We start from the raw sequence: 24,454 nt of genomic DNA on the forward strand, positions 1-24,454 counted from the left end.
TCAGCCCTCCGTCTTGCCGAGGCCGAGCTGCTCGGAAAGCTGCTTCAGCTTGGCTTCGTCCTGCAGAACCTCGTCGAGAAGCTCCTCGAGCTTGTCCGAGTTGTCGACCTTGCTCATGAGGTCGCGCAGCTTGGAGCGCGTCTCCAGCAGGGCCTTCAGCGCGGGCACCTGCTCGGCCACCTTCGCCGGCTCGAAATCGTCCATGTGGCGGAACTTGAGGTTCACGCCCATCTCGCTGCCGTCGCCGGCGAGCGTGTTCTCGACCTTCATGTTGAGGCCCGGCGCGATGCGCGCCATGACGTCATTGAAGTTGTCGCGATCGATCTGGGTGAACTTGCGCTCGGCGAGCGGCTTCAGCGGCTCGCTGGGATCGCCGGCGAAGTCGCCCATGACGCCGACGATGAAGGGCAGCTCGCGTTCGATCGCCGCACCCTCGGTCTCGACGTCGTAGGTGATGTGGACGCGCGGCTTGCGCACGCGGTTCAGCTTGTCATGAACGCTGGCCATGGGATCTCCCCCGGCGCCGCAGCGCCGCACTGGTTGGTCTGCACGCCGCGGGGCCCTGGCTGGCTCCGCTGCGCGCGGAAGCTAGGCCAGGGGCTTTCACGCCGTCAATCTTACGATCGACTTGCACTCTACTGCTTGTTTCAGTCGATGGAAGCTCGATTTCAGTGTCATTGTGTCGCGTCGATCGCGCGCTATGTCTCATCCATCGCGCCAGGGCGGATTCCCAGGGCGGTGAGCATGGCTGTGCGCGCCGTCTCATCGGTCATCACCTCGTTGAGCAGGTCCGGCAGCGACATGCGTCCGCGCCGCACCGCATCCGCAAGGGTATAGGCCAGGAAGGACTGGGGTTCGGTCTTCTGGAAGAACTCGGCGATCTGCTCCAGCGTCTTCAGCGCCTGTTCGCGGCCGGCGAGGTTGAAGGCCGGCATCACCATCGCGCTACCACCGCCGCCCGCCGCCATCATCGGCTGACTGCCCGTGGAGGACGCGTCATCGGTGGCCATTATCATGCCATCGCCTGCATCTTCGGGCGCGCCGCCGAGCCGCGTCGCGACCTCGGCGATGCGCTCCAGCACTTCGGCGACCCGACGCGACGGTGGCGAGTCATAGCCGAAGCGCGCGTCGAGCTGGTCCTGGAAGAGCTGCCAGGCCGCGCGCGTCTCGTTGGCGGCGACGACCGTGGCGCGCAGGCCCGCGCGATCGAACTTCGCCTCGGTCTCCACCGTCTCGAGCGGGATGATGCCCTGCGCGAAGCGCGCCTCGCGCCGGGTCTCGTCCGAGATGCCCGCGGTATCGGCGGAGGCCTCGTATTGATAGACGCTGAAGCCTTCGCCGGAGGGGCGTCGGAAGATCGGCGCGCGGCGCAGGGCCTGCATCACCGTGCCGTCGACATCCGAACCGGCGAGGCCGCCCAGCGGCGCGGAGCGTCCTTCCAGTCCGTCCTCATCCGGCTGGGGGAAGCCGGCGTCCCAATGCTGCTCCAGCAGCCCCGCCAAGGTGCGCGCGCCGGAGGCGAGACCGGCCAGGCCGTCCTGGCGGACCAGCGCCTCGGTCATCCAGGCGGCGATCTCGAAATCCTTGCTCTTGGTCGAGAGCGCCTCGGTGGCCAGGCGGCGCACATTGCGCCAGCCCTCCACGGGCGCGCCCTCGCCCTCGCCTTCACTGTCGCGCGCACGCTCCTCGGCGCGGGCCTCGGCCCGCGCGTCCCGAAGCTTCTGGTAGATGGAAGAAGGCGAGTAATCGAGCCGCAGATCCTCGCCGGCGCCGTCGCCGCTCTCCAGCGGCTCCACCAGCGCGGTCACGTCCACCACGTCGTCGACCATTCACATCCCCCGATTGCCATGGCACGCGCCGCGCCGGCGCCTATCGCCGAATTAGAGCATGAAGCCCAAGCTTTGGCACGCATTGGTCCAGGCCCTGAATTGCGCCGCCGCGTGAGAATCGTCCCACGGAGTTTGCTTGGCGGCGGCGGTCCATGATCAGGCCCTCGCCAAGCCTGCGAGGGTACATAATTTCTTCGTTGATTATCCCTGATATTCCCTGGACATGCGGCGAGAACGAACTCTAGCTTCCCGCCGATAATCCAGGGCACCGCAAATGCGGAATAGGGAGGCTGCGGCTTCATGGTAGCGATCGATCTCAAATCCCTGGTGGCCCGCATGACGGAGCTGGGCCGCCGGCAACTTGAAGCCGCGGCCGGGCTCACGCTCTCGCGCACTCACTATAATGTCGAGATCGAGCATCTCCTCATGAAGCTGATCGAGACGCCGGGCTCCGACGTCTCGATGATCCTCAAGCAGGCCGGCATCGATGTCGGCCGCGTGCTGAGCGAGCTCACCCGCGCGCTCGACAAGATGCGCACCGGCAATGCCCGCGCCCCGGGCCTCTCGCCCGACATCGTGGCCTGGCTGCGCGAGGCCTGGCTGATCGCGAGCCTCGAGGCCAATCAGGGCAAGATCCGCACCGGGCATATGCTGGCCGCGCTGATCAGCGACGAGACGCTGTCCCGCACGGTGAAGGACAGCGCGCCGACGCTGCTCAATATCCCCACCGACGCGCTGCGCAAGAATCTCGATGCGCTCACCAAGGGCAGCGAAGAGGAGGCCCAGGCATCGATTGCCGCGCCGCCTGGCGCCAGCGGCGCCCCGGCCGAGGGCGCGCCGCGCTCCGGCGGCCCGCTCGACCAGTTCTGCACGGACCTCACGGCCCAGGCCCGCGCCGGCAAGATCGACCCGATCCTCGGCCGCGATGCCGAGATCCGGCAGATGATCGACATCCTGACGCGCCGCCGCCAGAACAACCCGATCCTCACCGGCGAGGCGGGCGTGGGCAAGACGGCCGTCGTCGAGGGCCTCGCGCTGCGCATCGCCTCGGGCGACGTGCCGGAAGCGCTCGCCAAGGTGAAGCTGATGTCGCTCGACCTCGGCATGCTGCAGGCCGGCGCGGGCATGAAGGGCGAGTTCGAGAATCGCCTGAAGGGCGTGATCGACGCGGCGAAGTCCTCGCCCGTCCCCGTCATCATGTTCATCGACGAGGCGCACACTTTGATCGGCGCCGGTGGACAGGCCGGGCAGAACGATGCGGCCAATCTGCTGAAGCCCGCCCTGGCGCGCGGCGAGATGCGCTGCGTCGCGGCCACCACCTGGGCCGAATACAAGAAGTACTTCGAGAAGGACGCGGCCCTCACGCGGCGCTTCCAGGTCGTGAAGGTCGAGGAGCCGACGCTGCCGCTGGCCAATGCCATGCTGCGCGGCCTCGTCGCCACGCTGGAGAAACACCACGGCGTGCGCATCCTGGACGAGGCGGTGACCGAGACGGTCCGCCTCTCCGCCCGCTACATCCCCGCGCGCCAGCTGCCCGACAAGGGTGTGTCGCTGCTCGACACCGCCTGCGCGCGCGTGTCGATGAGCCAGGCCGCGATCCCGGCGCCCATCGAGGACCGCACGCGCCGTCTGGCCCTCATCGCGACGGAGCTGGCCGCGCTGGGCCGCGAGGCCGCGACGGGCGGCGATCACGACAAGCGCACGGGCGCGCTCGTGATCGAGCAGGCCGAGGTCGAGGCCGAGCTCGCCGCGCTGAAGGAGCGCTGGGAGAAGGAGAAGGCCTATGTCCTCCAGATCCGCGAATTGCGCGAGAAGTTGGAGAATCCGGCGGATGGCGACGACGTCGTCGCCGCGCTCGCCGAGCTGACGACGATTTCCGCCGAACTGCGCGCGTTGCAGGGCGAGGAGCCGCTGGTGCATCCCGTCGTCGACGGCCAGGCCGTCGCCGAGGTGGTCGCGACCTGGACCGGCATCCCGTTGGGCCGCATGGCCGGCGACGAGATCAAGGGCGTGATGGCACTGCAGGCGCGGCTCGAAGAGCGCGTCGTCGGCCAGAGCCATGCGCTCGCGGCCATCGCGCAGGCGATCCGCACCAACCGCGCCGGCCTCGCCGATCCGCGCAAGCCGATCGGCGTCTTCATGATGGCCGGCACCTCGGGCGTCGGTAAGACCGAGACCGCGCTGGCGGTGGCGGATCTGCTCTATGGCGGCGAGCAGAACCTCACCACCATCAACATGAGCGAGTTCAAGGAAGAGCATAAGGTCGCCACCCTGATGGGCAGCCCGCCCGGCTATGTCGGCTATGGCGAGGGCGGCGTTCTGACCGAGGCGGTGCGCCGGCGCCCCTATTCGGTGATCCTGCTCGACGAGATGGAGAAGGCGCATCCCGGCGTCCAGGACGTGTTCTACCAGGTCTTCGACAAGGGCAACATGAAGGACGGCGAAGGCCGCGACATCGACTTCAAGAACTGCGTCATCATCATGACGTCGAATGCAGGCACGGACACGATCGCCAAGCTCTGCGCCGATCCCGAGACGTCGCCCGAGCCCGAGGCGCTGGCCGAAGCGCTGCGGCCGGACCTGCTGAAGTCCTTCAAGCCGGCCTTCCTCGGCCGCTGCAACGTGGTGATCTACTATCCGCTCGCGGACCACGTGCTGAAGCAGATCATCGGGCTCAAGCTGCGCAGCATCGGCAAGCGCGTGCGCGAGGCTTATGACGCGTCCTTCGAGGTCGATCCGGCGGTGACGGAAGCGATCGTCGAACGCTGCCGCGAAGTCGAGAGCGGCGCGCGCAACATCGAGAACATCCTCAACCGCACGCTGCTTCCCGAGCTCTCGGCGCAGGTGCTGGAGCGGCTGTCGGAAGGCAAGCCGATCGCCAAGGTGCGCGTCGGTCTGCAGGAAGATGGAGCCTTCAGCTACTTCCTCGAATGATCACGCATGTGTTTGCGCGACACACGCGAAGAATATGCCGTTGCAGTAATGGCTTGTTCGCGGGAGGTTGGGCTTGTGGATTACAGGGTTCTTGCAGCATCGGCGCCGGATAGTCCGGCGTAGATCGCAACCTGACCGGCGACGAGGTGGTCTCGTCGCCCAACCAAACCGGCCAGGTCGCCGCCGCGGCACCCGGATCGGCTCAGCGCGCGGCAACGGAGTGACGAAGAAATGGCCATTTTCCTGAACTACGGCACCATCAAGGGCGAGACGACGCAGGTCACGCACAAGGATTGGATCGAGATCTCGAGCTTCCAATTCGGTGTCGGCCGCGGCATCTCGATGGGTGTGGGCGGCGGCTCCAAGCGTGAAGCCTCGGCCCCGTCCGTGAGCGAGATCACGCTGACCAAGACGATGGACATCGCCTCGCCGCTGATCTTCAAGGAAGCCATTGGCGGCAAGGCCGTGGTCGTCAAGATCGAGCTGACGCAGACCGACAACAACGGCAAGCACGTCGCCTTCCAGAAGTACATCCTGACGGACACGCTGATCTCCGGCTACAGCATCTCCTCGGGCGGCGACCGCCCCTCGGAGAGCCTGAGCCTGAACTTCGCGAAGGTCGACAGCGAGTACCTGAAGATCGACGACAAGTTCGCTTCCACGACGACGGGCCACGTCATCTACGACATCGGCAAGTCCGTCCTCAGCTGATTTGCGAAACCGGGGTGCGGCCTGCATCCCGGTCCGGCCAAGTGCTTTCTTTGTGACGCGCCCGACCCGCAGAGGGTCGTGGCGCGTTTTTCGTTTCTGGTTTCGATCTTGCAAATCCGCCTGTCACGCCATAAGCGCCAAGGTGAGCCGTGCGATGACATCGGCTGCATTCTGCTTGGACGGAAAATCTCCAGATGCCCGATTCTGACGGCAAGCTCGCGACTCTCCTGGCAGCCCTTCCGAGCCTGTCGATGGAGGAACTCGGCCTGTTGAGCCATGCCATCGAGAAGGCCCGCAGCGACATGGCGACGGCCGGCCGCGCCGCGCTGCTGGAGGAATTCCGTCTCAAGGCCGAGCGCCTGGGCCTGTCCATCGAGGAACTGGTCGGCGTGACCGGCGGGGATGGCTCGCGCTTGCAGCGCTCCGATGCCGGCAAGAAGGTCGCGGCCAAGTATCGCGGGCCGAATGGCGAGGAATGGACGGGCCGCGGCCGCATGCCGACCTGGATGGCGACGGCGGAGGCCGAGGGCCACGGCCGCGACGAATTCCTGATCTGATTTGATCGGAGGGGCCGCGCCCCTCCATCGCCTCAGGCTTCGATCAGCACCACGCTCACATTGTCGCGCCCGCCAGCCTCGACGGCCAGGCGAACGAGATCCCCCGCCTTGGCGCCCTGCGCGATCAGCGTCGCGATCCGGGCCTCGGGCAATTCCTTGAACACGCCATCGCTGCAGAGCATGTAGCGATCGCCCGGCTGCATGCGGTCCGCGACCTTGTCCAGTTCGAGCGCGCCGCCCGCGCCCACCGCGCGGGTGATGACATTGGCTCGGGGATGGGATTCGGCGTCCTCCGCCCGGATCTCCCCCGAATCCACCAGCTCCTGCACCAGGCTGTGGTCGCGCGTGAGCCGCAGCAGATGGCCGTCGCGCAGGAGATAGATGCGGCTGTCGCCCGCCCAGAGCGCCGCGAAATAATCGCCGCGCACCAGCAGCACCACCACGGTCGAGGCGATGATGCCGCCCGTGCCGCGCTCCTCGGCCTTGGCCTGGAGCCCGGCGTGCACGGCCGAGAGCCGCAGGCGGACCTGGGCCAGCATCTCGGCGGCGGTAAGGCCCGGCGGGATGGCGGAGAGTGCTTCGGCGATGGCGGTGCTCGCGACATCGCCCGAGCCGTGTCCGCCGGCCCCGTCCGCGACGGCCCAGAGCCCGAGGTCGGGCCGCTCGACCAGATTGTCCTCGTTGCGGGTCCGCACGGCGCCCGGATGGGTGGCGGCGCTGGAGGCGATGGTCGCGCTCATGTCTCGGGCTGCTCCAGCACGTGCCGCTCCAGGAGGAGCAGGAAATCCGCCGGCGCCGGCATGGCGCGAGAGGGCTGGCCCGGCGACCAGAAGACGCTACGGCCGTCGAGGGTCGCGTCGATGTCCTCGTCGGGCGGCGGGTCGGGCAGGCTGGCGGCCAGGGCGTCGGCGTCCAGGCCGCCGTCGCGGGCGTTCAGCGCGGCCGCCTCCAGCGCCTCGTACCATTCCTCCGGCGGCGGCAATCCGGCCATGGGCAGCACCGTGGCCAAAGTGAGGGGGAAGTACCGCCCCACCGTGTCGGCGGAGGTAACGACGACGCCGAAGGCCGCGTCCGGCCCGCAGGCACCGGGCGACAGGCGAAAGCGCCAGGGCGGCGCGGCCTGCCAGACCGCCTCCCAATCCTCGCCGAGCCGATCGCGGGCGATGGCGATGCCCTCGCTCAGCCAAGCGTCCCAGGGTGCGACGAAGCTGCGGGGCAGCACGCGGCGGACGAAGTCCCCATGCGCGGGGAGCTTGCCGAACAATCCGGTCCGGGTCTCTTCCATCGTCAGTTCTGCGGTGGCGCGAAAGTCGGGCAGCGGAAGTCGGTCATTTCGCGCAGCCCGAAGGGGTTGATGCTGCTCGCCGCCTGGAGCGTGAACTCCGCGGTGCGATCGCCCTGGACGACGCTGAGGCGGAAGCGGTCCGGCTGCGGCGTCGGAGACGAGGCGATGCAGGAAGGCGAGCTTCAGCGTGGACCAGCCACCGTCATAGGGCGAGATCGCCGCGGCTGGAGGCCGGATCGAAGGTCAAAGTGATCGGCTGCAGGGAGGGGAATTGCAGGTCGATCGGCCCGCCCGCCGCCGCCCGCCGGCAGCGCGATCCTCGCGCCCGAGGGCCTCCAGCGTCGCCGCGCTCGTCCCCGCCGAGAGCCCGGCCGGGATGATCTGGAAGCGGAAGCCGTTGGCCACGCCCGCGGGGAAGAAGGCATCGCGGGATCGCCTGGGCGCGCTGGAATTGCAGCACGTCGGACGCGGCGATGGGCGGCGGCAGGGCCGTCGGTCGCGACCGGGCGCCAGGGGCGCTGCGTCACGTCGACATAGGGGCGCAGATATTGGGCGAAGAAGGTGTCGAAGGTGCCGCCCGGGGCGAAGAGCCGGATAAAGTCATCCACCGGCATGTCCGGCGCATTGGGCTGGCGACGGAAGGGGAAGCGCGTCTCGATGCCGCGGCAAAGCGCGACGAGGCTCCCGCCACCACCACCACCACCACCACCACCACCGCCCGCGGCCGCCGCGATGGCCTGCTGCGCGCCGCCCGCACGGCGCGGCCCGTGGCCTGGGCCAGCGCCGTCATCCAGGCCCGCAGGGGCGCGGGCTGACGCTGGGCCTCCGAGAGCAGCCGCTGGCCGGGATCGAGGCCCACGCTCGGCGGCATCACCGTGCCGGGCGGCGAATTGGCCAGGCGCGCGACCTGGACATAGAGGTCGTTGAGGATGGCGAGCACGCCATCGAGCGGCTGGCCCGACGCCTCGCGCAGCGCCTGGAAGTGGCGTTCCACCACCTCGGCGACCGGCGCGGCCCCGCTGCCGAGCTGCACGCCCACGGCCGCGGCCACGCGGCTCGCGGCCCCCGGTGGCGGCACCCGCGGCGGCCTGGGCGGCGGCACCGGCGGCCCCGGCAGCGGCCGCGCCCGGCACTTCCGGCGCCGTGCCCGGCGAGAGCTGCGCGCGATGCCGCGCAGCAGGTCCTTCATGGGCGAATTGGGCGCGCCCAGCAGGTTCAGCGCCTCGGCCGAGGCGTTCAGCCCCACGACCGGCGGCAGGACGAGATCCTGCAGCAGGGCCTCCCAGGCCCGCACGTAATCGGCCGCATAGAGGGCGAGCACGTCGGCCTCGAGCCGGCGCGGATCGCCCGCCTGCGTCGCGACCTCGGGGCCGGAGCACCCAGGACTCGCTGGCGGCTTCGAGCGCGGCCTGGGGCAGGCGCGGCAGCACACCGCGCCGGAGAGGCCCGCCACGGTGAAGACGCCCGGCACACCCTCGGTGAGGGGACGGCCGCTCGGGCGGACGAAGTAGCGCTGGCCGGCCGCGCCCAGCGCCTGGGCGGGCGTCCAGGCCGGCGTGTTGTCGGCCAGGTTGCGCAGCCGCGCGTAGACGCGCTGGGCCATGGGCAGGCGCGAGAAGACGCGGCGCGCCTGGTCCACCAGCGCGCCGTCGAGCGGATAGGTCGCGATGGAGCCGGCCAGCAGCGCGTCGAGATGACCGGCCAGGGCGTCGCGCCCCGGCTGGTTCACGGCGCCGGGGAAGGCGGCCCTGCCAGTCGAGCGCGAACCATTCCTTCACGAGGGCGCGGTCCATCGGACCCTGCTTGCCGAGCATCAGATAGACGCGCACGGCCTCGTAGAGATAGTCGGGCCGCTGGATGCCCTCGCGGACCTGCTGCTCGAGCCGGGCCAGAAGGCGCGGCAGCAGCACGCGGTTTCAGCGCGCGCGAATAGGCGCTCTCGGCACCGGCTGCGAGCATCTCGCCTTGGCTGAGGCCGAAGGCCGGGCCCCTCGCCGGCCGCGGCGGCGGGCAGGGCCTTGTTGCTCTCCAGATAGGCCAGGACCGGCGCGAGGTCGGGCCCGCGCACGCGGTCGAGCGGCGCGGCGGCACCGGTTTGCTCGGCGGCGCCCACGGCGGTCGCGAGACGCTCGCCTGCGCCCCGCTTTCCGTGTTGATCGCGCTCCAGCCCCAGATGCGCGCCGCCCAGGACCAGCAGCGCCGCCGCCGCCCCAGGAGCCGATCGACACGATGCGCCGGCGCGATTCCAGCCCGCGGTCATTGGCCGCGAGCCGGGCCTCGTTGAACACCACGTCCTTCAGCAGGCGCGTGAGGAAATAGGCGCGGCCCTTCTGGCCCATGATCGCGGCCGGGCGGCTCGGATCGAGTCCGAAGGAGCGCGAGAGCGCGCCCGCGAGACGGTCGAGCGGCGTGCCCTCCTGCGTGCCGGAGGTGAAATAGACGCCGCGCAGCAGGGGCGCGGGGTCGAGCTTGGAGCCGCCGAAGGCCGCCTGGGCGAAGTCCTTCAGCGCGCCCTCCAGCGAGGCAAGCTGCGTGGGGAAGCCCGCGATCAGCGCGCGCTGCTGCGGCCCGCGCTCGGTCTGCAGGCGCTCGATCAGGCGGACCATCAGCCGCTCGGACAGCGCCGTGAATTCCTGGCCGAACTGCGTGACCGCGCCCTCGGGCGTGTGGACCATGGGGAAGGTGAAGCCCCAGACCTGCTCGCGCGCGGGCTTGTCGAGATCGTCGAAGAATTCGAGGAAGCCGGGCAGCAGGTCCGACTTGGTGACGACGAAATAGACCGGCAGGCGCTGGCCGAGCCGCGTCTCCAGTTCCTTGATGCGCCGGCGGACCGTGCGCGCATGGGCCTCGCGCTGCGTCACGTCGAGGCGCGAGAGCATGTCGATGCCGAAGGCCACCAGCACGCCGTTCAGCGGCTGGCGCGGACGGTTCTTCTTCAGCAGGTCGAGGAAGCGCTCCCAGCCCGCCTTGTCGGCGCCGGCATCGCTGTCCTGGGTGGTGTAGCGGCCGGCCGTGTCGATCATCACGGCGCGTTCGGTCAGCCACCAGTCGCAGAAGCGCGTGCCGCCGACGCCGGCCACGCGGCCCTCGGCCAGCGGGAATTCGAGGCCGGAATTCAGCAGCGCGGTCGTCTTGCCCGAGCCTGGCGGGCCGATGATGGCATACCAGGGCAGGTCGTAGAGATAGGTGCCCTTGCCGCCGGTCGCGCTCTTCAGCTTGGCGAGCGCGTCGGTGAGCTTGGCGCGAAGCTCGGCCTCCTCCTCGGCGGCGGCCTCATCCTTCTTGGCCTGCGGGTCGGGCGCGGCGGCGGCCTCGACGAGGCCGGCGTCGCGGCTCTCGCGCTTGCGGCCGATCAGGAAGAAGACGAGGAACCAGATGACGACCGGGATCGCGACCAGGATGGCGCGCAGCCAGATGGCCTCGAAGAGGTCGCCCAACAGCGGCGCGAAGAGCCAGATGACCGTGTCGAGCAGAAGGACGCCGACGAGGGCGCCGAGCGCGGGAATGGTGAACAGGCTGCGCATCTCAGCGGCCCCCTCGCAACAGGATCACTTCGATACGGCGGTTTTCCTCGCGGCCCTGCGGCGTGGCGTTGCTCGCGAGCGGCTCGGCATCGGCCTTGCCCTCGATGGTGAAGCGCGCCGGCTCGCCATTGGCCGCGATGATGGCGTTCCCCGCCTCCTGCGCCCGCGCCAAAGAGAGCGCGAAATTGGAGGGGAAGCGCACGGTGCGGATGGGCTGGTTGTCGGAATGGCCCTGGATCAGCACGCGGCCCGGCTCGGTCGTCAGGCCCTCGCCGATGCGGCGCATCAGGTCGCGGAAGCGCGGATCGAGCGTGGCCGACCCCGAGGGGAACATGCCGCGGTTGCGGATGCGCACCAGGATGCGCTGCGCGTCGCCCTCGACGGTCACGAGCCCGTCGCGGATCTCGGGAGCGAGGAACTGCCGCAGCCCAGGCAGGGCGTCGGCGCGCGGTGTGGCGGAGGGTGGCGGAGGCGGGGCAGGGGCCGGTGGCACGGGCGGGGCGCTGCGGTCGATGCCCGGAAGCGCGCCCGGCGGCAGCGCGGCCATGCGTTCGTAGAGGCCGCCGGCCTTCGCGCCGAGGGTGTCGGACAGATAGTACCAGCCGCCGCTCAGCAGGGCGATCGCGAGCGCGAAGGCGACCCAGGCGGGGATGCTGCGGCTCTGCCCGCGATGGGGCGCGTCCACGCCGCGCCAATGCGGCGAGAGTTCTCGCTCGTAATTGCCGCGCAGCTGCTGGAGGAGCTGGTAGAGCCCCTCGCGCACGCGATCGAGCTCGGCCGCGCCGCGCGGCATCAGCCGGTACTTGCCCTGGAGGCCGAGCGAGAGGGCCAGATAGGTGATCTCCAGCGCGCCCTTGTAGCGGCCAGGATCCTTCTGCATGCCGGCCAGCAGGTCGAAGACGCGCTCGCCCGAGCGGACCTCCTGATGGAAGGTCGAGACCAGGGACTTCTGCGCCCAGCCGGATTGCGCGCCCCAGGGCGTGCTAAGCACCACGTCGTCCAGCGCGGCCGAGACCACGTAATGCGCGGCACGGATCTCCTCGGCGGTGGCGCCGCTATCGCGCGCATCGGCCTCGAACGCGCGCAGCGCCCGCAGCGCGCGTTCGCGCAGCTCCTCGACGGGCGGCTGGCTCGCGACGCCGGCATTGGCCAGCCGCGCGAGAATTTGCAGCAGCGGCGAGGCGGCGGCGGCCAGCGGCCCGGGGCCGACCTTGGGCAGCGCCTCCGCCTCGCCCGCCAGCCGTGGCGCGGCCGATGCGGGGGCCGCACCCTGGGGCGGCGGCGCGGCGGGCGCGCTCGCCACGGGCCTTGGCGTGACGCCCCGGCCGATGATGGTGCGGTCGTTGTCTTCGGGTTCGCCGAAGGGATTGTCGCTCATGCGCGTATGGCCCACAGGCTGAGACGGAGGTTCGGGAAGTCACCGGAGACGTGGATCGCGAAGCCGCCGGAGGTCTGCATCTGCTGCCAGTGCGGCGAGCCGCGATCGAGCTCGAAATAGACGGCGCCCGCATGGAAGGGGATCTGCCGCGGCGCGACCGGCAGGGGCCGCACGATGATGCCGGGCAGGGCCACGTTCACCAGCTCGCGGATATGCTCGACGGCGCCGATCTTCACCTGGTTGGGGAATTGGCGGCGGATGGTCTCGCCGGGGATATCGGACATCACTGTCATCACGAACTGGCCCGCGCGCAGCAGATTGCGGTCGAGGATGGGGCCCACGCGCACGCCGTGGCTGCGCTCCTGCAGCGGGATCTCGACGGCATTGGTCTCCAGCACGGCCGAGAGGCTGCGGCGGAGGTCGGCGATGACGGGTGCGAAGCTGCGCTGCAGGTCGTCATGACGATAGGCCGGATAGGTCGTGGCCTTCTTGTCCGGGGCGGTGAAGGTCGCGAGCTCGCCCGCGATCTGGATCAGCGTGCCGTAGAGCGTCTCGGGATGCACGTTGCCGGCATCGGCGTAATGCGCGAGCAGCGGCAGGCATCGGTTGACCGTCTGGAGGAGAAGAAAATCCGCGACCTCGGCCACGCCGCGCGCGCCGGGCTGCGAGAGCCGCGCGCCCAGCGCCTCGGCGCGCTGGCCGAGCATGCCCACCAGCTCGCCCAGCACGTTGGAGAGCGGCGGCACGGCCGAGACGCGCAGGCAGGGCGCGATGAAGCGGTCGTCGATCATCACGCGGCGATCGGCCTGGACCTCGACGATGCGGGCGAGGCCCAGGCAGGTGAAGCCCGCGCGCTCCTCGCTTTCCAGCATGTAGCGCAGCCGCGGGCGGCCGATGGCGAGCTCTGCCGGCAGGGTCGCGTCGGAATGGGTATCATAGGCCTCGAAGGCGCGCAGGCCGTAGCGCGCGGCGGCACCCTCGGGCCCGTCCGTCGCGGTGACCTCGGGGCTGCCGGGCTGGCGGACGGGCAGGGCCAGATAGACGATCTGGTTGCGCGTGCCCTCCAGGAGGTCGAGCGGGGCGGGCTGGTCGGCGGTGCCGGGGATGGCGAAGGGCGTGCCGTCCTCCAGCACGCCGGCGATGTTGGACAGCGCGAACTTCCCCGCGCCCAGCAGGTCGCGGTCGAGCGCGATCTCCGTCACCCCCCAGGGATGCGGCCGCAAGGGCGCACTGCGCGCCTGGAGCAGGTGCTCGAAGTACCGGTCCTGCTGCTGATAGTGCTGGGCGCGGAGGAACATGCCCTCCTGCCAGACAACCTTATCGTTCCAAGCCATGCCTCAAGCCGATCCTTAACGAGTGCGGGCCTTAAAACTTCTGGCCTCGAAAACTATCGACCCCGACGCATCGGGGTGTCGTTCATCGGCCGCCGCGGGCGGCTTCCTCATAAGCGCGGGCGAAAGCCTTGCCGAAGGCGCTGTCGAAGTCATCCTCGAACTGGTCGGTCACCTGCAGGTGCAGGCGCTTATAGGCCTCCCAGAGCTTCTTCTCGCGGCCGCCGGGCATCAGCCCGCCGCTCGTGATCTCGCTTTCCAGCGGGGTCGGCGAAAGGCGCGCGAGCAGCGCCTTGGCCGCGGCCTGCGTGGCGGCGAGGGTGGCGAGCTGATGGGCCGTGAGGTCCTGCACCGTCTCGCGGATGGCGGCCGGCCCTCCGCGCGGCGTGGTGAGCAGGGCCTGGAGCGCGGCGTCGTCATCGGCCGCGAACTTCACCGGGTTGTTGCCGGCGGCGCGGATCATGGTCTGCTCGATGCGGAATTCACGCTTCACGTCGGCGCGGGCGATGAGCAAGGCGCGCATGCCCGCGACGGAAGCGCGCAGCACGACGCCGGCGGAATTCAGCGCGGCGGCGGGGTCCAGCCCGGCGGGAGGGGGCGGCAGCCCAGCCGCCTGGAACAGGATGCCGAGCGCGGCATTCAGATCGCCACCAGCGGGGGCCGGGGCGGGAGCCGGGGGCGTGACGCTGACCGCTACGGTCACGGAGGGGGCGGGTGCGACCGGGACCGCGACCGCCGGCGCCTCGAGGAAGGGGGCGGCGGCAACAGGCGTGGGGCGCGGCGGCTCGGCGAAGGGATCGGGCGTGTCGGCGCGCGGCGCCGGGGCCAGGTCCGCGAAGGGGTCGCCCAGGGGCGCGGGCGCGGGCGGCGCGACCGCGAAGGGATCGGCCGGGGGCGGTGCGATCCTGACGGACGGCGAAGGGGGCGTTGCCGCGAAATCGGCGAAGGGCTCGGCGGCCGGCGGCGGGGTCGGCGCGCCGAGATCGGCAAAGGGATCGCCCAAGGGCGGGGCGGATCGCGTGGCCGGGGCCTCGGCGAAGGGCGTCTCCAGGGCCGCGGCGGCCGGCGCGGCGGCGAAGGGATCGGCCTGCCGCGCGCCTGGCGCCGCATCGGCGAAGGGGTCCGGCAGATCCGCGAAAGGATCGCCCGCGGGCGCTGCCGGCTTCGGCGCGGCGACCGGCGCGTCCCAATTGGTCGGCAGGAGGTCCGGCATGGTGGCGCGGGGCGGGGTGAAGACGTCGTTCGTGCTCGGGCGATGGTCCGGCATCACGGGGCCGTGGTCGTCGGCCGCGAAGGGATCGAAATCCGAAGGCAGGAGCGGCGAGTGGCCGGAGGGCGCGCTCTCGCCGGAGGAAAGCCCGGGCAGGGGGGCCGAGAAGATGTCGGAGATCGGCGCGGCCATCGGCGCCATGGGGTCGGGCACGGCGGCCGCGGACTGCCAGCGGCCCTCGCCATAGCCGGCCTCCTCCTCGACGCGGCACTCGATCTCATAGGCGCCCAGGCGCAGCCGGTCGCCGTCGCGCAGGACGCGCACCTGGTCGCGCCCCACCGGATCGGCATTGCTGTTGAGGAAGGTGCCGTTGGTCGAGAGGTCGCGCACCTGCCACGCGCCGGACAGATACTCGACGGCGCAATGTCGTTTGGAGAGCACGCGGTCGGGGTCGCGCAAGGGCCAGTCGCATTCGGCGCCGCGGCCCATGACATATTCGCCGCCGGGCACGCGCCGCTGCTCAGGGGTGGCCTGCTCCGGACAACGAAGAACGGACAGGACCAGGACCATGCGGCTTTCTTTCTCACCCTTTGGCGGCGCCCGGAGGGGCGCGGTTCAGGCATTTTTACTTCGGTTTGCGCCGAAGCAGTAGGCGGCGCGCAAGACATTTGCGTCAAGCGCGACGATGGGGCGGGGCACGGGCCGCCGCGACGCTATCCGATCAGGACCGTGGGCGCGCCGATGACAATCGAGCCGCCATGGACCGTCAGGTCGCCCATCCGCGCGGCCGGCATGCCGCCGACCAGGACGGTGAAGCTGCCCATCGCGATCGCGTCGGGCGGACCCACGCAAACGCACATGTCGCCGACCCTCGATTGCGGAATCGAGCAGGTGAGGACGGTGGGCATGCCGAGCGCGATCGGCCCGCCGACATGCGGCACCAGCACGGTGAACATCGGGCAGACATGCAGGTCGCCGATGCGCGCGGCGGGCAGGCCCATCAGATCGCCTCCGGCTCGAGGCGGCCTGCGCCGCCGCCGGCGATGTCGCGCGCGGATTCGAGGAAGCGCAGGAAGCGCCCCTCGGCCTTCTCGGGCGTGACGCGCGTCGCCGCCAGGATGATGGCGCCCGCGACGGCCACGCCCGTCAGGTGATCGGCGGGCGGGACGACGGGCTGGCCTTCCGGCGCCATGCTCCCGCCCGACCAGAAGGCGGCCACCGCCGCCCAGGCCTCGGGACTGCGGAAGCCGCCCTTTTGCGCAACCTCCATGGTGGCGCGGCGCGCGGCCTCGTCGGGTTTGCGGACCCAGGTCTCGGCCGCGGCCAGGGCCTCGGCGTCGCAGGCCGGGGATTCGGCGACGGGCACGGCGCGGGCGCACATGCAGGCCCACCAGACCGCCTCGCGCTTGGGCAGGGCGTGGGCGACGAGGCGCAGCGCGTCGGGCATGCGGCCGGCCTCGGCCAGACGTATGATTCCGGCGGCGGCGTCGGGCAGGTCCGCGACGAGCGAAGTGCCGGGGCCATCCAGTTCCAGCCGCGCGATCAGCGGGGCGAGGGCGGTGGCGAGTTTGTTCGGGGCGGTCGTGCTCATGTCAGTTGATCATCACCAGGCCGCCTTTGAGCGTCAGGATAGCATCGGCCTTATGCGTGGCCATGAGGCCCGTGGTGTTGAGCATCAGCGACGCCTTCACATCGATGTTCAGCGATTCGATGCTGATGCTCATGGGCGTCATGTGGATCTTGCTCTGCCCGCAGGTGAGCGTGATCGACTGCATCGCCTCGTACTTGATGCTTCCGAGCGAAGCCTTCTCGGTGATGTTCCCCATCTTCACCAGCCGGTCGAGATTGCCCATGTCGATGGTGAGCTTGTCGTTGCCCTGGGTGACGGTGGCGGTGCGGTCGAGCTTCGTCGTCTCGGTATGCTTGCCGTCCACGATCTCGGTGCGATGGCGCTTGATCGTCTCGGTGCGGTCGTTCTTGATGAGAAGGGTCATGTCCTTCTCGGCCTGGATGTTGATCTCCTCGGAGCCCTTCTTGTCCTCGAAGCGCAGCTCGTTGAAGTTCGCAGCCCCCCCGCCCTTGCTCGACTTCGTCTTGAAGCCGGACTGGGTCTTGTTGGCGGGCAAGGCGTAGATCGGCTTCTGCTCGGAATTATAGACGCTGCCGATGGCGATGGGCCGGTCCGGGTCGCCGTTCTCGAAGGCGATCAGGACCTCGTCGCCCACGCGCGGCAGGGTCCAGGAACCGCCCCACTTGCCCGAGAAGCTCTGCGCCACGCGCACCCAGCAGGAGGAGGTGTCATCCGTCTTGCCGGCGCGGTCCCAGAGGAAATGGACCTTGATGCGGCCGTACTCGTCGCAATGGATCTCCTCGCCGGAAGGGCCGGTGACGATGGCGCTGTGCACCCCAAGCATGGGCGGGCGCGGGCGCGGCTCGGAGGGGCGCCAGGGGCGGTCGGCGCCCGTCAACACCATGTTGTTGCTGTAGCCCGAGGCGCCGCCGCCCGAGAGATGCGTCTCGTCGAAGGCTTCGTGCCGCATCGAGGCGATGAGCCAGGTGACCGCCGACGTCTCGTCGATCCCGGGCTGAACCTTCACGCGGCCGCCGGCGAAGAGCGTGGGGTCGTTGCCGGTGGCCGAGACGCGGTCGGCGCCGGTCTCGTAGGTCTCCATGCCGAGCTTGGCGAGGTCGCCTTCCGGGCGAACCGTCTGGCCCGAGGGCCAGCGATAGATCTCGTAGCTGGCGGCGTTCGGCGTGCCGAGAATGGTGCCGGTCTGCTTCTTCAGCAGGGTGCCAGGCTTCAGCCCGTCGAAGTCCTCGCCCACCACCTTGCCCGGTTGCAGCGCCGAGACCGGCCGCCAGTCGACCAGCGCGCCGACCTGGTCGGCATGGGGGCGCACCACCTGCGTCTGGCCGCCGACCAGCGGGTAGTCGCTGTTCGCGCCGCAGATGACCAGCGTGTGCTGGTTGTCCTTGTGCTCGAAGAAATAGCCGCAGCCCGTCTCGTCCAGCATGCGCTGGGTGAAATCGAGGTCGGACTCGTTGAACTGGACGCAATAGGTGCGCGGCGCGGTGGGCACGCCGCCGCCCCAGCGGACCGGCGTGACACCGGCGTCGCCCAGCACGGCGGAGACGATGTCCTTGACCGACTTCTCCTGGAATATCCGGCAATCGGCGGTGCGGGAGAGGTGCCAGAAATTCGGCACGACCTCGAGCCGATAGGCCGCGAGCCCGCGGCCGAAGGCGCCGATCCGCGAGAAGCCGCGCACGATGCCGTGGAACTGGCGGGCGGGCACATGCTCGATCCGGATGGTGCAGGTGACGGCCTTGCCGATCAGCTCGGCGGGCTGGATGTCCATCTCCGGGCTGATGACCTCGGCCGTCAGCGCGAAGGGGCGGCCGATCGCCTCCTGCACCGAAAGGCGCCGGAGAATCAGCTTGTCGGCGCCGAGGGGCGACGCGATCTCCAGCAGTCGCTCCGAATGCGACAGAGTCAGGACGTCGCTCAAAGGGGTTCCCCACGAATAGTCAAAGCAACCTTAGTCGCAGAGATGCATGACACGGATCGAATAATTGTCATGTCTATCGCGCGACCACCCCCATTGGGAAAGAGCGCAGCTCGCGCTGCGCCGTCCGGAATACCGCATCCTGACGATGCTGTTTCTCCGCGGCAAGGACCGGTACGCGCCGGGTGACCCATTCGCCGAGCGCGAGCGCCGAGACATGGCCTTCGCTGTCCGTCGCGGCGCGGCCGCTCATCGCCTCGCGGATGGCGTAAGCGAAGACGCCGTTGCGGTCGTCATAGCTGTCCAGCGCCTCCTGGACGGAGGTGCTGGCGGCCAGCAGGAAGCGTCCGGTCTCGTTGCCCAGCGCGGCCAGGCTGTCGATCGTCACCTGGCCGGCATGGCAGGTGTCGATGAAGAGGAAGCCGTCCCTGGCCCGGATTCGCGCGAGGGACGCGACCAGCGTGCCCTCGTCCAGCGAGGTGCGACGCAGCGCGTCCCAATTGGCGGTGCTGGTGGTTTCATGCGGCAGGAAGAGGAATCGCCGATCGGGCTCGGAGCGCACGCCGTGCCCGGCGAGGTAGAGGACGAAGGTGTCCTCCGGCCGGGCGACCTGCGCGGCGGAAGCCAGAGCCGCGAGGATATTGGAGCGCGTCGCCTCGCGATTCGTCAGCACAGTGGTGAGCACTTCGCGGAACACGCCCTGGGCGCGGCTGCGCAGCGTCTCGACCACGCTGCGGGCATCGGCCACCGCGAAGCGCAGGTTGAGCTCGGGCAGCTGATACTGGTCTACGCCGATCGCCACGATGATGAGGCGCCCGGCACCGGGGGGCGGGGCTGCCTCGCCGGGGCGGCGCAGCTCCATCGTCGGGCCCTCGGCGAAGAGGGCGCGGTCATCGGCATAGAGCCGGGCCGCGACGCGGTTGGGGCCGGGATCGAGCGGGACCTCCACCGAGTTCTGGCCCGCGACGGCCACGCTGCGCACGGCGATGCGGTCGTTCACCATCACGTCGAGCGGCCCGAGGCCCAGGCCGCGATCGGTGGTGCTGAAGGTGAGGCGCAGCGCGCTGGCCCCGGCCGGCAGCTCGCCGCCCGCCCAGGCTACGGGGGTGCAGGTCTCGTCGATCACGGCGCAGGCCTGGCCGGCAGCCAGGGTCGGCAGGCGGCCGATCCGCGCGCGCACCTCGCCCAGTTCGTTCATGCGCGTCTGGGCCAGGGCGGTGTCGCCGAGCAGCCGGGCGCGGACGGCGGCCGGCGCGTAGAGCGCGCGATAGGCCTGCTGGAAGCTCGCCCATTCGGGCGTCTGGGCGCGGCCGTTGTTGAGATGCACGCCCACCAGCTCCTGCCCGCCCTGGGGCGAGTGGTCGAAGAGCCCTTCCGGCGTCCAGGCCACCCAGCGGCGGGATTCGGCATGGACGAAGAGCGCGCCGCGCTCACGCAGATGGTCGGTCACCTCGAACCAGCGGATGGTGCCGTCGCCAAGTTCGGGCCACCGCGATCCCGTCCGCCGCCACCACGCCCCAAACGGTGCCGGGCATGGGCAGCTGGTCGATCAGCCGGCCGGTGCGGTCGAAGAGGCGCAGATGCGTGTCCGTGCCCAGGAGGAAGCTGTCCTCGCGCGGCATGATGGCGAGGCTGCGGCTGAACTCGCCCTCCGACAGGCGCAGCGGCTGGCCGTTCAGCCGGGGGCGGTCGCGATTCTGCCAGTCGGTGACGGCGAGGCGGGCGGATTGCTGGCGCGCGGGAATCAGGTCGCGCCCCTCATCGGCCGTGAGCTGGCCGGACTGCCCGTCGAAGACCAAGGCCGGGGTGCCGGGGCGCAGGACGAAGCGCACGCGCTGACCGTCCGGGCTCGCGGCCAGCCATTCGGAGGTGTTGCGGAAATCGCCGCCCGGCGGGGCCGGGGCCTGCACGAGCGAGCCGTCGGGCGCGATGCGCCCCCAGCCCGGATCGGCGGCGGCGAAGGCGAGGCCGCCCTGGGGCAGCGGCAGCAGATGCGAGATGGCGTCGCGCGCGGCGGGGATGTCGCGCGCGGGGCCGAGGCCGAAATCGCCCCAGCGCCGGATGACGAAATTGGGCGTGCCCGGCGCGCCGCCGGAGCGCCGGGCATAGCCGGCCGCATAGAGTTGCACGCCGCCGCGCGCGTCCGAGGCCCAGGTGACGGCCGGCGTGCCCTCGCCCTGGAGCCAGGTCATGTCCGGCACCAGCACGGTGCGCAGGTCGTTGGCCTGCAGGACTTCCACGCGCAGCCGGTCCTCGAAGCCGATGGCCAGCAGCGCGCCGTCCGGCGACCAGGCGAGCCCATAGGGCCGTCCTCCCGCCACCGGCGTGCGTTCGACGATTTTTTCGCCCAGCCGCGTCATAGACGCGCACCTTGCCGTCGGCCGAGGTGGCGGCGAGGCGTCCGGCGCTGTCGAAGGCCACCATGCGGGCCGGGCCCATCCAGCCCTGGCTGTCCTCGGCGAGCTGGACGCCGTTGCGCGCGTCCCAGACGCGGATGCCCGAGCGCCCGCCCAGCGCGGCCGCGATGCGCGTGCCGTCGGGCGAGACGGCGAGATGGAAGATGGGCGCGGGCTGGTTCGGCAGCCGGGCGAGCAGGCGTCCGCTCGACGTCTCGAAGACATAGATGACGAAGGAGCCGTCCCACGACCGGCCCGTATAGCCGGCGGCGATGGCGCGCGTGCCGTCGGGCGTCAGCGCGACGGCGTAGAGCTCGCCCTCTTGGCGGTCCCCGATGGGCGGGCGTAGCACGCCGATCGGGGTGCCGTCCGGCAGGGACCAGAGGCGCAGCGTCTTGTCGTCGGAGACCGAGGCGAGGATGCGCCCCGTCGCGTCGGTGGCGAGACGGGCGACGGGCGCGGTATGCGCCGCCGCCTCCACCCGCAGGATCGGCGCCTGCGGCGGTTCCTGGGCGCGCGCTGCTCCTGCGAGGACGAGCCCCGCTGCGAGGACGATCGCGAGGAGCTGGCGCAAGCGGGCCTCAGCCCGCGAGTTCGAAGCCGCCGCCGGCCGCGGCCAGCCGCTCGGCATTGCCGACGCTCTCGGTGAAGTTGTCGCGGCGCGAGAGGTTGGTCGCCGCCAGCGAGCGCACGTCGGTGCCGCCCTCGGCCGAGGCCGACTGCCGGCCGCGCGGCTGGGCGGGGAAGGCGTCGGCCGGGGCATAGCCCCGCACGCCCGAGGCGGTCTCGACCTGGACGTAGCCGGGCGGGCCGGGCCGGGTCGCCACCACTTCGCGCGCGTTGATCTGCGCGACCTGCGAGCTGCCCGCATCGGGACGAAGCTTCACGACGACGGCGCGGCGCGGGGCCAGGCGCGCCGGCGCGGGGCGACGGTAGCTCGCCTCCAGTCCCGACTTACCGCCGGGAATGGCGCTGTCGAAGGCTGTGTCGAACTGCGCGCCGCGGCCGGTGATGCTGGTGTTGATTGCGCTGGGCCACCTGAATGTCGCCCTGGAAGCGGGCGCGGATCTCGGCGAGCTGCGCGGTGCCGACCTCGCGGCTGAGCTGGCCCGACTTCACCGCGTCGCGCACCGACTGGGCGACGCGCAGGCGGCAATCGGTCAGCTGGTCGAAGGCGACCTGGGTGCGGTCGAGCTGGGCGTTCTCGCGCGAAAGGTCGCTGCTCATCTGGGCGAAGATCGCCTGCTGGTCATGCGCCTGGCGCTGCAGGGCCGAGTAGTAGCCGGCCGCCGCGCCGGTCGCGCCACCGATGGCCGCGCCGATCAGCGCGCCCTGCCAGCGTCCGGTCGCGAGGCCACCCACCAGCGCGCCGCCCAGCGCGCCGACAGCGGCGCCCTGGAGGATATCCTCGCCGTAGTAGTCGCCGGTGCTGTCGAGCGAGACGAGGTATTGGCGGCAGACGTCGCGCCCGTCATCAGCGCCGATGCGTCCGGCCTGGGTTGTCACGCAACCCGCCAGAATGACGGTCGCGGTCAGGAGGGCGGTCGCGCGATACAGCGGACGGCGGGCCATGATGTTCATCCCTAAAGCACAGAATTGCATGCTAATGCGCGCAATTCGAAACGCCTAGGGACAACCTCGCGTCGCGATACAAACGCGACAAAGGTCCGCGTCGGCCGAGTGTGTTGGCGCTCAGGCCTTCGTGTCGGGGCGCGGCAGGTCACGGAAATAGGGAACGACCGTCCCCTGGACCTTCATGGTGAGCGGCAGGCCGTTGCGACCCACGGTCTTGCCCATGACGAGGCGGACCCAGCCCTCGCTGACGCAATATTCGTCGACATTCGTCTTCTCGACGCCCTTGAAGATGATGCCCACGCCGCGCTCCAGCGCGGCGGCATCATAGAAGGGGCTCTTCGGATCGCTGGCGAGGCGGTCGGGGGGGCTGGCAGGCTGCGTATCGTCGGACATGGCCCCTCCTAGCCCAGAAGCCGGGTGCTTGGGAATTCGTCCCTCGCAGCCCGGCCGGCTGTTGGCCTTTGGCGGCGGGCGGGGGGCTGCCATGATGCCGCATCATCGAGGGGATTTCGCATGACCGAGAACCGCTTCCGCAACGCTCCCGCCATCCGTGCGCCCCGCGGGCTCGAGATCACCTGCCGCCAATGGACCACCGAGGCGGCCATGCGGATGCTGATGAACAACCTCGACGACGAGGTGGCGGAGAAGCCCGGCGAGCTGGTGGTCTATGGCGGCATCGGCCGCGCCGCGCGCGACTGGGACAGCTACGAGCGGATCGTCGCCGCGCTGAAGAAGCTGGAGGGCGACCAGACGCTGCTGGTGCAGTCGGGCAAGCCGGTCGGAGTCTTCCGCACGCACAGCCATGCGCCGCGCGTGCTGATCGCCAATTCCAACCTGGTTCCGGCCTGGGCGAACTGGCAGCACTTCAACGAGCTCGATCGCAAGGGGCTCATGATGTACGGCCAGATGACGGCCGGATCCTGGATCTATATCGGCAGCCAGGGGATCGTGCAGGGCACCTACGAGACCTTCGTGGAGGCGGGGCGCCAGCATTTCGGCGGCTCCCTGGCGGGACGATGGATTCTCACCGGCGGGCTGGGCGGCATGGGCGGGGCGCAGCCGCTGGCCGGCGTCTTCGCCGGGGCCTGCGTGCTGGCCGTGGAATGCCAGCCCAGCAGCATCGAGAAGCGGCTGGAGACGCGCTACCTCGATCATCGCGCCGACGACCTCGACACCGCGCTGGAGATGATCCGCCGGGCGACGGCGGAGAAGAAGGCCATCAGCGTCGGCCTGCTCGGCAATGCCGCCGAGGTGTTTCCCGAACTGGTCCGCCGCGGCGTGGTGCCCGATATCGTGACCGACCAGACCAGCGCGCACGATCCCGGCAACGGCTATCTGCCGGCGGGCTGGACGCTCGCCGAATGGATGGCCAAGCGCGAGAGCGATCCGGCCGCCGTCTACGCCGCGGCCAAGCGCAGCATGGTGGCGCATGTGCAGGCCATGCTGGACTTCCAGAAGATGGGCTCGGCCGTGCTCGACTACGGCAACAACATCCGCCAGATGGCGAAGGACGAGGGGCTGGCCAACGCCTTCGATTTCCCCGGCTTCGTGCCGGCCTATATCCGCCCGCTCTTCTGCCGCGGCATCGGTCCCTTCCGCTGGGCAGCGCTCTCCGGCAATCCCGAGGACATCCATCGCACCGACGCCAAGGTGCGCGAGCTGATGCCCCACGACACGCACCTCCACCGCTGGCTCGACATGGCGAAGGAGCGCATCGCCTTCCAGGGCCTGCCCGCGCGCATTTGCTGGGTCGGCCTCGGCGATCGCGACCGGATTGGCCTCGCCTTCAACGAGATGGTGGCGCGCGGCGAGATCGGCCCCGTCGTCATCGGGCGCGATCACCTGGACAGCGGCAGCGTCGCCTCGCCGAACCGCGAGACGGAGGCGATGCGGGACGGCTCCGACGCCGTCTCCGACTGGCCGCTGCTCAACGCGCTGCTGAACACGGCCAGCGGCGCGACCTGGGTCTCGCTGCATCATGGCGGCGGCGTGGGCATGGGCTATAGCCAGCATGCCGGCATGGTCATCGTGGCCGACGGCACGCCCGAGGCGGCGGAGCGCCTGGCGCGCGTGCTGTGGAACGACCCGGCGACGGGCGTGATGCGCCATGCCGATGCGGGCTACGACATCGCGCTGGACTGCGCGCGGGAGAAGGGGCTGGAGCTGCCCGCGATCCTGCGCTGAGCGGCGGCGCTCCGCTCCCGCGGGCGTCGCGCTT

At 70.4% G+C, this 24,454-nt stretch carries 21 protein-coding genes and 2 pseudogenes; 5 read left to right on the forward strand and 18 right to left on the reverse strand.

Annotation, left to right across the window (positions count from 1 at the left end; translation table 11 throughout):
• Both tssB and tssA read right to left on the reverse strand, forming a co-directional pair.
• The gene (gene tssB / locus ACO057_RS02130; protein WP_421988702.1) at positions 1-507 is read right to left on the reverse strand and encodes a type VI secretion system contractile sheath small subunit; all 507 of its coding nucleotides are present in this window, start codon (positions 505-507) and stop codon (positions 1-3) included.
• A gap of 191 nt (positions 508-698) precedes the next feature.
• Positions 699-1,829 carry a type VI secretion system protein TssA gene (gene tssA / locus ACO057_RS02135; RefSeq protein ID WP_421988703.1) on the reverse strand — a complete coding sequence of 377 codons (1,131 nt, stop codon included), beginning with the start codon at positions 1,827-1,829 and terminating at the stop codon, positions 699-701.
• Positions 1,830-2,165: 336 nt separating this feature from the next.
• On the opposite strand from tssA, the gene tssH reads away from it, so the two are divergent.
• From tssH to ACO057_RS02150, 3 genes are all read left to right on the forward strand, one after another.
• Positions 2,166-4,763: a type VI secretion system ATPase TssH gene (gene tssH / locus ACO057_RS02140; protein WP_421988918.1), complete on the forward strand. Its 2,598-nt coding sequence runs from the start codon at positions 2,166-2,168 to the stop codon at positions 4,761-4,763.
• Between the two features lie 231 nt (positions 4,764-4,994).
• Positions 4,995-5,474, forward strand: coding sequence for an Hcp family type VI secretion system effector (locus ACO057_RS02145; protein ID WP_421988704.1), 480 nt, complete (start codon positions 4,995-4,997; stop codon positions 5,472-5,474).
• Positions 5,475-5,668: 194 nt separating this feature from the next.
• Positions 5,669-6,031 carry an H-NS family nucleoid-associated regulatory protein gene (locus ACO057_RS02150; protein ID WP_421988705.1) on the forward strand — a complete coding sequence of 121 codons (363 nt, stop codon included), beginning with the start codon at positions 5,669-5,671 and terminating at the stop codon, positions 6,029-6,031.
• 32 nt (positions 6,032-6,063) lie between these two features.
• Here ACO057_RS02150 and ACO057_RS02155 read toward each other — a convergent pair whose 3' ends face one another.
• The 12 genes and pseudogenes from ACO057_RS02155 to ACO057_RS02210 form a co-directional block, all read right to left on the reverse strand.
• Complete coding sequence (locus ACO057_RS02155; protein WP_421988706.1) at positions 6,064-6,771, reverse strand: PP2C family protein-serine/threonine phosphatase; 708 nt, start codon at positions 6,769-6,771, stop codon at positions 6,064-6,066.
• Positions 6,768-7,316, reverse strand: a complete 549-nt coding sequence (gene tagF / locus ACO057_RS02160) for a type VI secretion system-associated protein TagF (RefSeq protein ID WP_421988707.1) — start codon at positions 7,314-7,316, stop codon at positions 6,768-6,770. Before tagF ends, ACO057_RS02155 begins: the two co-directional genes overlap by 4 nt.
• Before the next feature lie 523 nt (positions 7,317-7,839).
• Positions 7,840-9,226 (reverse strand): annotated as a pseudogene (locus tag ACO057_RS02165) (ImcF-related family protein).
• Positions 9,227-9,232: 6 nt separating this feature from the next.
• Entirely contained in the window at positions 9,233-10,840 is a 1,608-nt protein-coding gene (gene tssM, locus ACO057_RS02170; RefSeq protein ID WP_421988708.1) for a type VI secretion system membrane subunit TssM, read from the reverse strand.
• 1 nt (position 10,841) lies between these two features.
• Complete coding sequence (gene tssL / locus ACO057_RS02175) at positions 10,842-12,218, reverse strand: type VI secretion system protein TssL, long form (RefSeq protein WP_421988709.1); 1,377 nt, start codon at positions 12,216-12,218, stop codon at positions 10,842-10,844.
• A complete protein-coding gene (gene tssK / locus ACO057_RS02180) occupies positions 12,215-13,552 on the reverse strand; it encodes a type VI secretion system baseplate subunit TssK (RefSeq protein WP_421988710.1) in 1,338 nt (445 codons plus the stop codon). Before tssK ends, tssL begins: the two co-directional genes overlap by 4 nt.
• Before the next feature lie 82 nt (positions 13,553-13,634).
• Complete coding sequence (gene tagH / locus ACO057_RS02185) at positions 13,635-15,329, reverse strand: type VI secretion system-associated FHA domain protein TagH (RefSeq protein WP_421988711.1); 1,695 nt, start codon at positions 15,327-15,329, stop codon at positions 13,635-13,637.
• Positions 15,330-15,472: 143 nt separating this feature from the next.
• The gene (locus ACO057_RS02190; RefSeq protein WP_421988712.1) at positions 15,473-15,760 is read right to left on the reverse strand and encodes a PAAR domain-containing protein; all 288 of its coding nucleotides are present in this window, start codon (positions 15,758-15,760) and stop codon (positions 15,473-15,475) included.
• Positions 15,760-16,350 (reverse strand): DUF6931 family protein, encoded by a 591-nt coding sequence (locus ACO057_RS02195; protein ID WP_421988713.1) that lies wholly within the window; start codon positions 16,348-16,350, stop codon positions 15,760-15,762. Before ACO057_RS02195 ends, ACO057_RS02190 begins: the two co-directional genes overlap by 1 nt.
• Before the next feature lies 1 nt (position 16,351).
• A complete protein-coding gene (locus ACO057_RS02200) occupies positions 16,352-18,268 on the reverse strand; it encodes a type VI secretion system Vgr family protein (RefSeq protein WP_421988714.1) in 1,917 nt (638 codons plus the stop codon).
• Positions 18,269-18,341: 73 nt separating this feature from the next.
• A complete protein-coding gene (locus ACO057_RS02205) occupies positions 18,342-19,715 on the reverse strand; it encodes a caspase family protein (protein ID WP_421988715.1) in 1,374 nt (457 codons plus the stop codon).
• Positions 19,696-20,625, reverse strand: a complete 930-nt coding sequence (locus tag ACO057_RS02210) for a hypothetical protein (RefSeq protein ID WP_421988716.1) — start codon at positions 20,623-20,625, stop codon at positions 19,696-19,698. The genes ACO057_RS02205 and ACO057_RS02210 overlap by 20 nt, the downstream gene beginning before the upstream one ends.
• A gap of 11 nt (positions 20,626-20,636) precedes the next feature.
• Between ACO057_RS02210 and ACO057_RS02215 the strand changes: the two genes are divergently transcribed.
• Complete coding sequence (locus ACO057_RS02215) at positions 20,637-20,888, forward strand: hypothetical protein (protein WP_421988717.1); 252 nt, start codon at positions 20,637-20,639, stop codon at positions 20,886-20,888.
• 161 nt (positions 20,889-21,049) lie between these two features.
• On the opposite strand, the pseudogene ACO057_RS02220 reads toward ACO057_RS02215, so the two are convergent.
• From ACO057_RS02220 to ACO057_RS02235, 4 genes and pseudogenes are all read right to left on the reverse strand, one after another.
• Positions 21,050-21,292: pseudogene (locus ACO057_RS02220) on the reverse strand (WD40 repeat domain-containing protein); the annotation flags it as partial.
• Positions 21,243-21,548 (reverse strand): hypothetical protein, encoded by a 306-nt coding sequence (locus tag ACO057_RS02225; protein WP_421988718.1) that lies wholly within the window; start codon positions 21,546-21,548, stop codon positions 21,243-21,245. The gene ACO057_RS02225 and the pseudogene ACO057_RS02220, both read right to left, overlap by 50 nt.
• 67 nt (positions 21,549-21,615) lie before the next feature.
• Positions 21,616-22,233 (reverse strand): glycine zipper domain-containing protein, encoded by a 618-nt coding sequence (locus ACO057_RS02230; RefSeq protein ID WP_421988719.1) that lies wholly within the window; start codon positions 22,231-22,233, stop codon positions 21,616-21,618.
• Between the two features lie 120 nt (positions 22,234-22,353).
• Entirely contained in the window at positions 22,354-22,629 is a 276-nt protein-coding gene (locus ACO057_RS02235) for a DUF3297 family protein (protein WP_421988720.1), read from the reverse strand.
• A 120-nt stretch (positions 22,630-22,749) separates the two neighbouring features.
• On the opposite strand from ACO057_RS02235, the gene hutU reads away from it, so the two are divergent.
• On the forward strand, positions 22,750-24,420 hold the full coding sequence (hutU, locus tag ACO057_RS02240; protein WP_421988721.1) for a urocanate hydratase: 1,671 nt from the start codon (positions 22,750-22,752) through the stop codon (positions 24,418-24,420).
• The last annotated feature ends 34 nt before the right edge of the window (positions 24,421-24,454 follow it).

The sequence above is a fragment of the Roseococcus sp. genome (genome assembly GCF_965227005.1).
In the GTDB taxonomy this organism is placed as follows: Bacteria; Pseudomonadota; Alphaproteobacteria; order Acetobacterales; family Acetobacteraceae; genus Roseococcus.

Coding starts and splice junctions, on each gene's coding strand:
- tssB (WP_421988702.1), bottom strand. CDS start 507: ATGGCCAGCGTTCATGACAAGCTGAACCGCGTGCGCAAGCCGCGCGTC.
- tssA (WP_421988703.1), bottom strand. CDS start 1,829: ATGGTCGACGACGTGGTGGACGTGACCGCGCTGGTGGAGCCGCTGGAG.
- tssH (WP_421988918.1), top strand. CDS start 2,166: ATGACGGAGCTGGGCCGCCGGCAACTTGAAGCCGCGGCCGGGCTCACG.
- ACO057_RS02145 (WP_421988704.1), top strand. CDS start 4,995: ATGGCCATTTTCCTGAACTACGGCACCATCAAGGGCGAGACGACGCAG.
- ACO057_RS02150 (WP_421988705.1), top strand. CDS start 5,669: ATGCCCGATTCTGACGGCAAGCTCGCGACTCTCCTGGCAGCCCTTCCG.
- ACO057_RS02155 (WP_421988706.1), bottom strand. CDS start 6,771: ATGAGCGCGACCATCGCCTCCAGCGCCGCCACCCATCCGGGCGCCGTG.
- tagF (WP_421988707.1), bottom strand. CDS start 7,316: ATGGAAGAGACCCGGACCGGATTGTTCGGCAAGCTCCCCGCGCATGGG.
- tssM (WP_421988708.1), bottom strand. CDS start 10,840: ATGCGCAGCCTGTTCACCATTCCCGCGCTCGGCGCCCTCGTCGGCGTC.
- tssL (WP_421988709.1), bottom strand. CDS start 12,218: ATGAGCGACAATCCCTTCGGCGAACCCGAAGACAACGACCGCACCATC.
- tssK (WP_421988710.1), bottom strand. CDS start 13,552: ATGGCTTGGAACGATAAGGTTGTCTGGCAGGAGGGCATGTTCCTCCGC.
- tagH (WP_421988711.1), bottom strand. CDS start 15,329: ATGGTCCTGGTCCTGTCCGTTCTTCGTTGTCCGGAGCAGGCCACCCCT.
- ACO057_RS02190 (WP_421988712.1), bottom strand. CDS start 15,760: ATGGGCCTGCCCGCCGCGCGCATCGGCGACCTGCATGTCTGCCCGATG.
- ACO057_RS02195 (WP_421988713.1), bottom strand. CDS start 16,350: ATGAGCACGACCGCCCCGAACAAACTCGCCACCGCCCTCGCCCCGCTG.
- ACO057_RS02210 (WP_421988716.1), bottom strand. CDS start 20,625: ATGACGCGGCTGGGCGAAAAAATCGTCGAACGCACGCCGGTGGCGGGA.
- ACO057_RS02230 (WP_421988719.1), bottom strand. CDS start 22,233: ATGGCCCGCCGTCCGCTGTATCGCGCGACCGCCCTCCTGACCGCGACC.
- ACO057_RS02235 (WP_421988720.1), bottom strand. CDS start 22,629: ATGTCCGACGATACGCAGCCTGCCAGCCCCCCCGACCGCCTCGCCAGC.
- hutU (WP_421988721.1), top strand. CDS start 22,750: ATGACCGAGAACCGCTTCCGCAACGCTCCCGCCATCCGTGCGCCCCGC.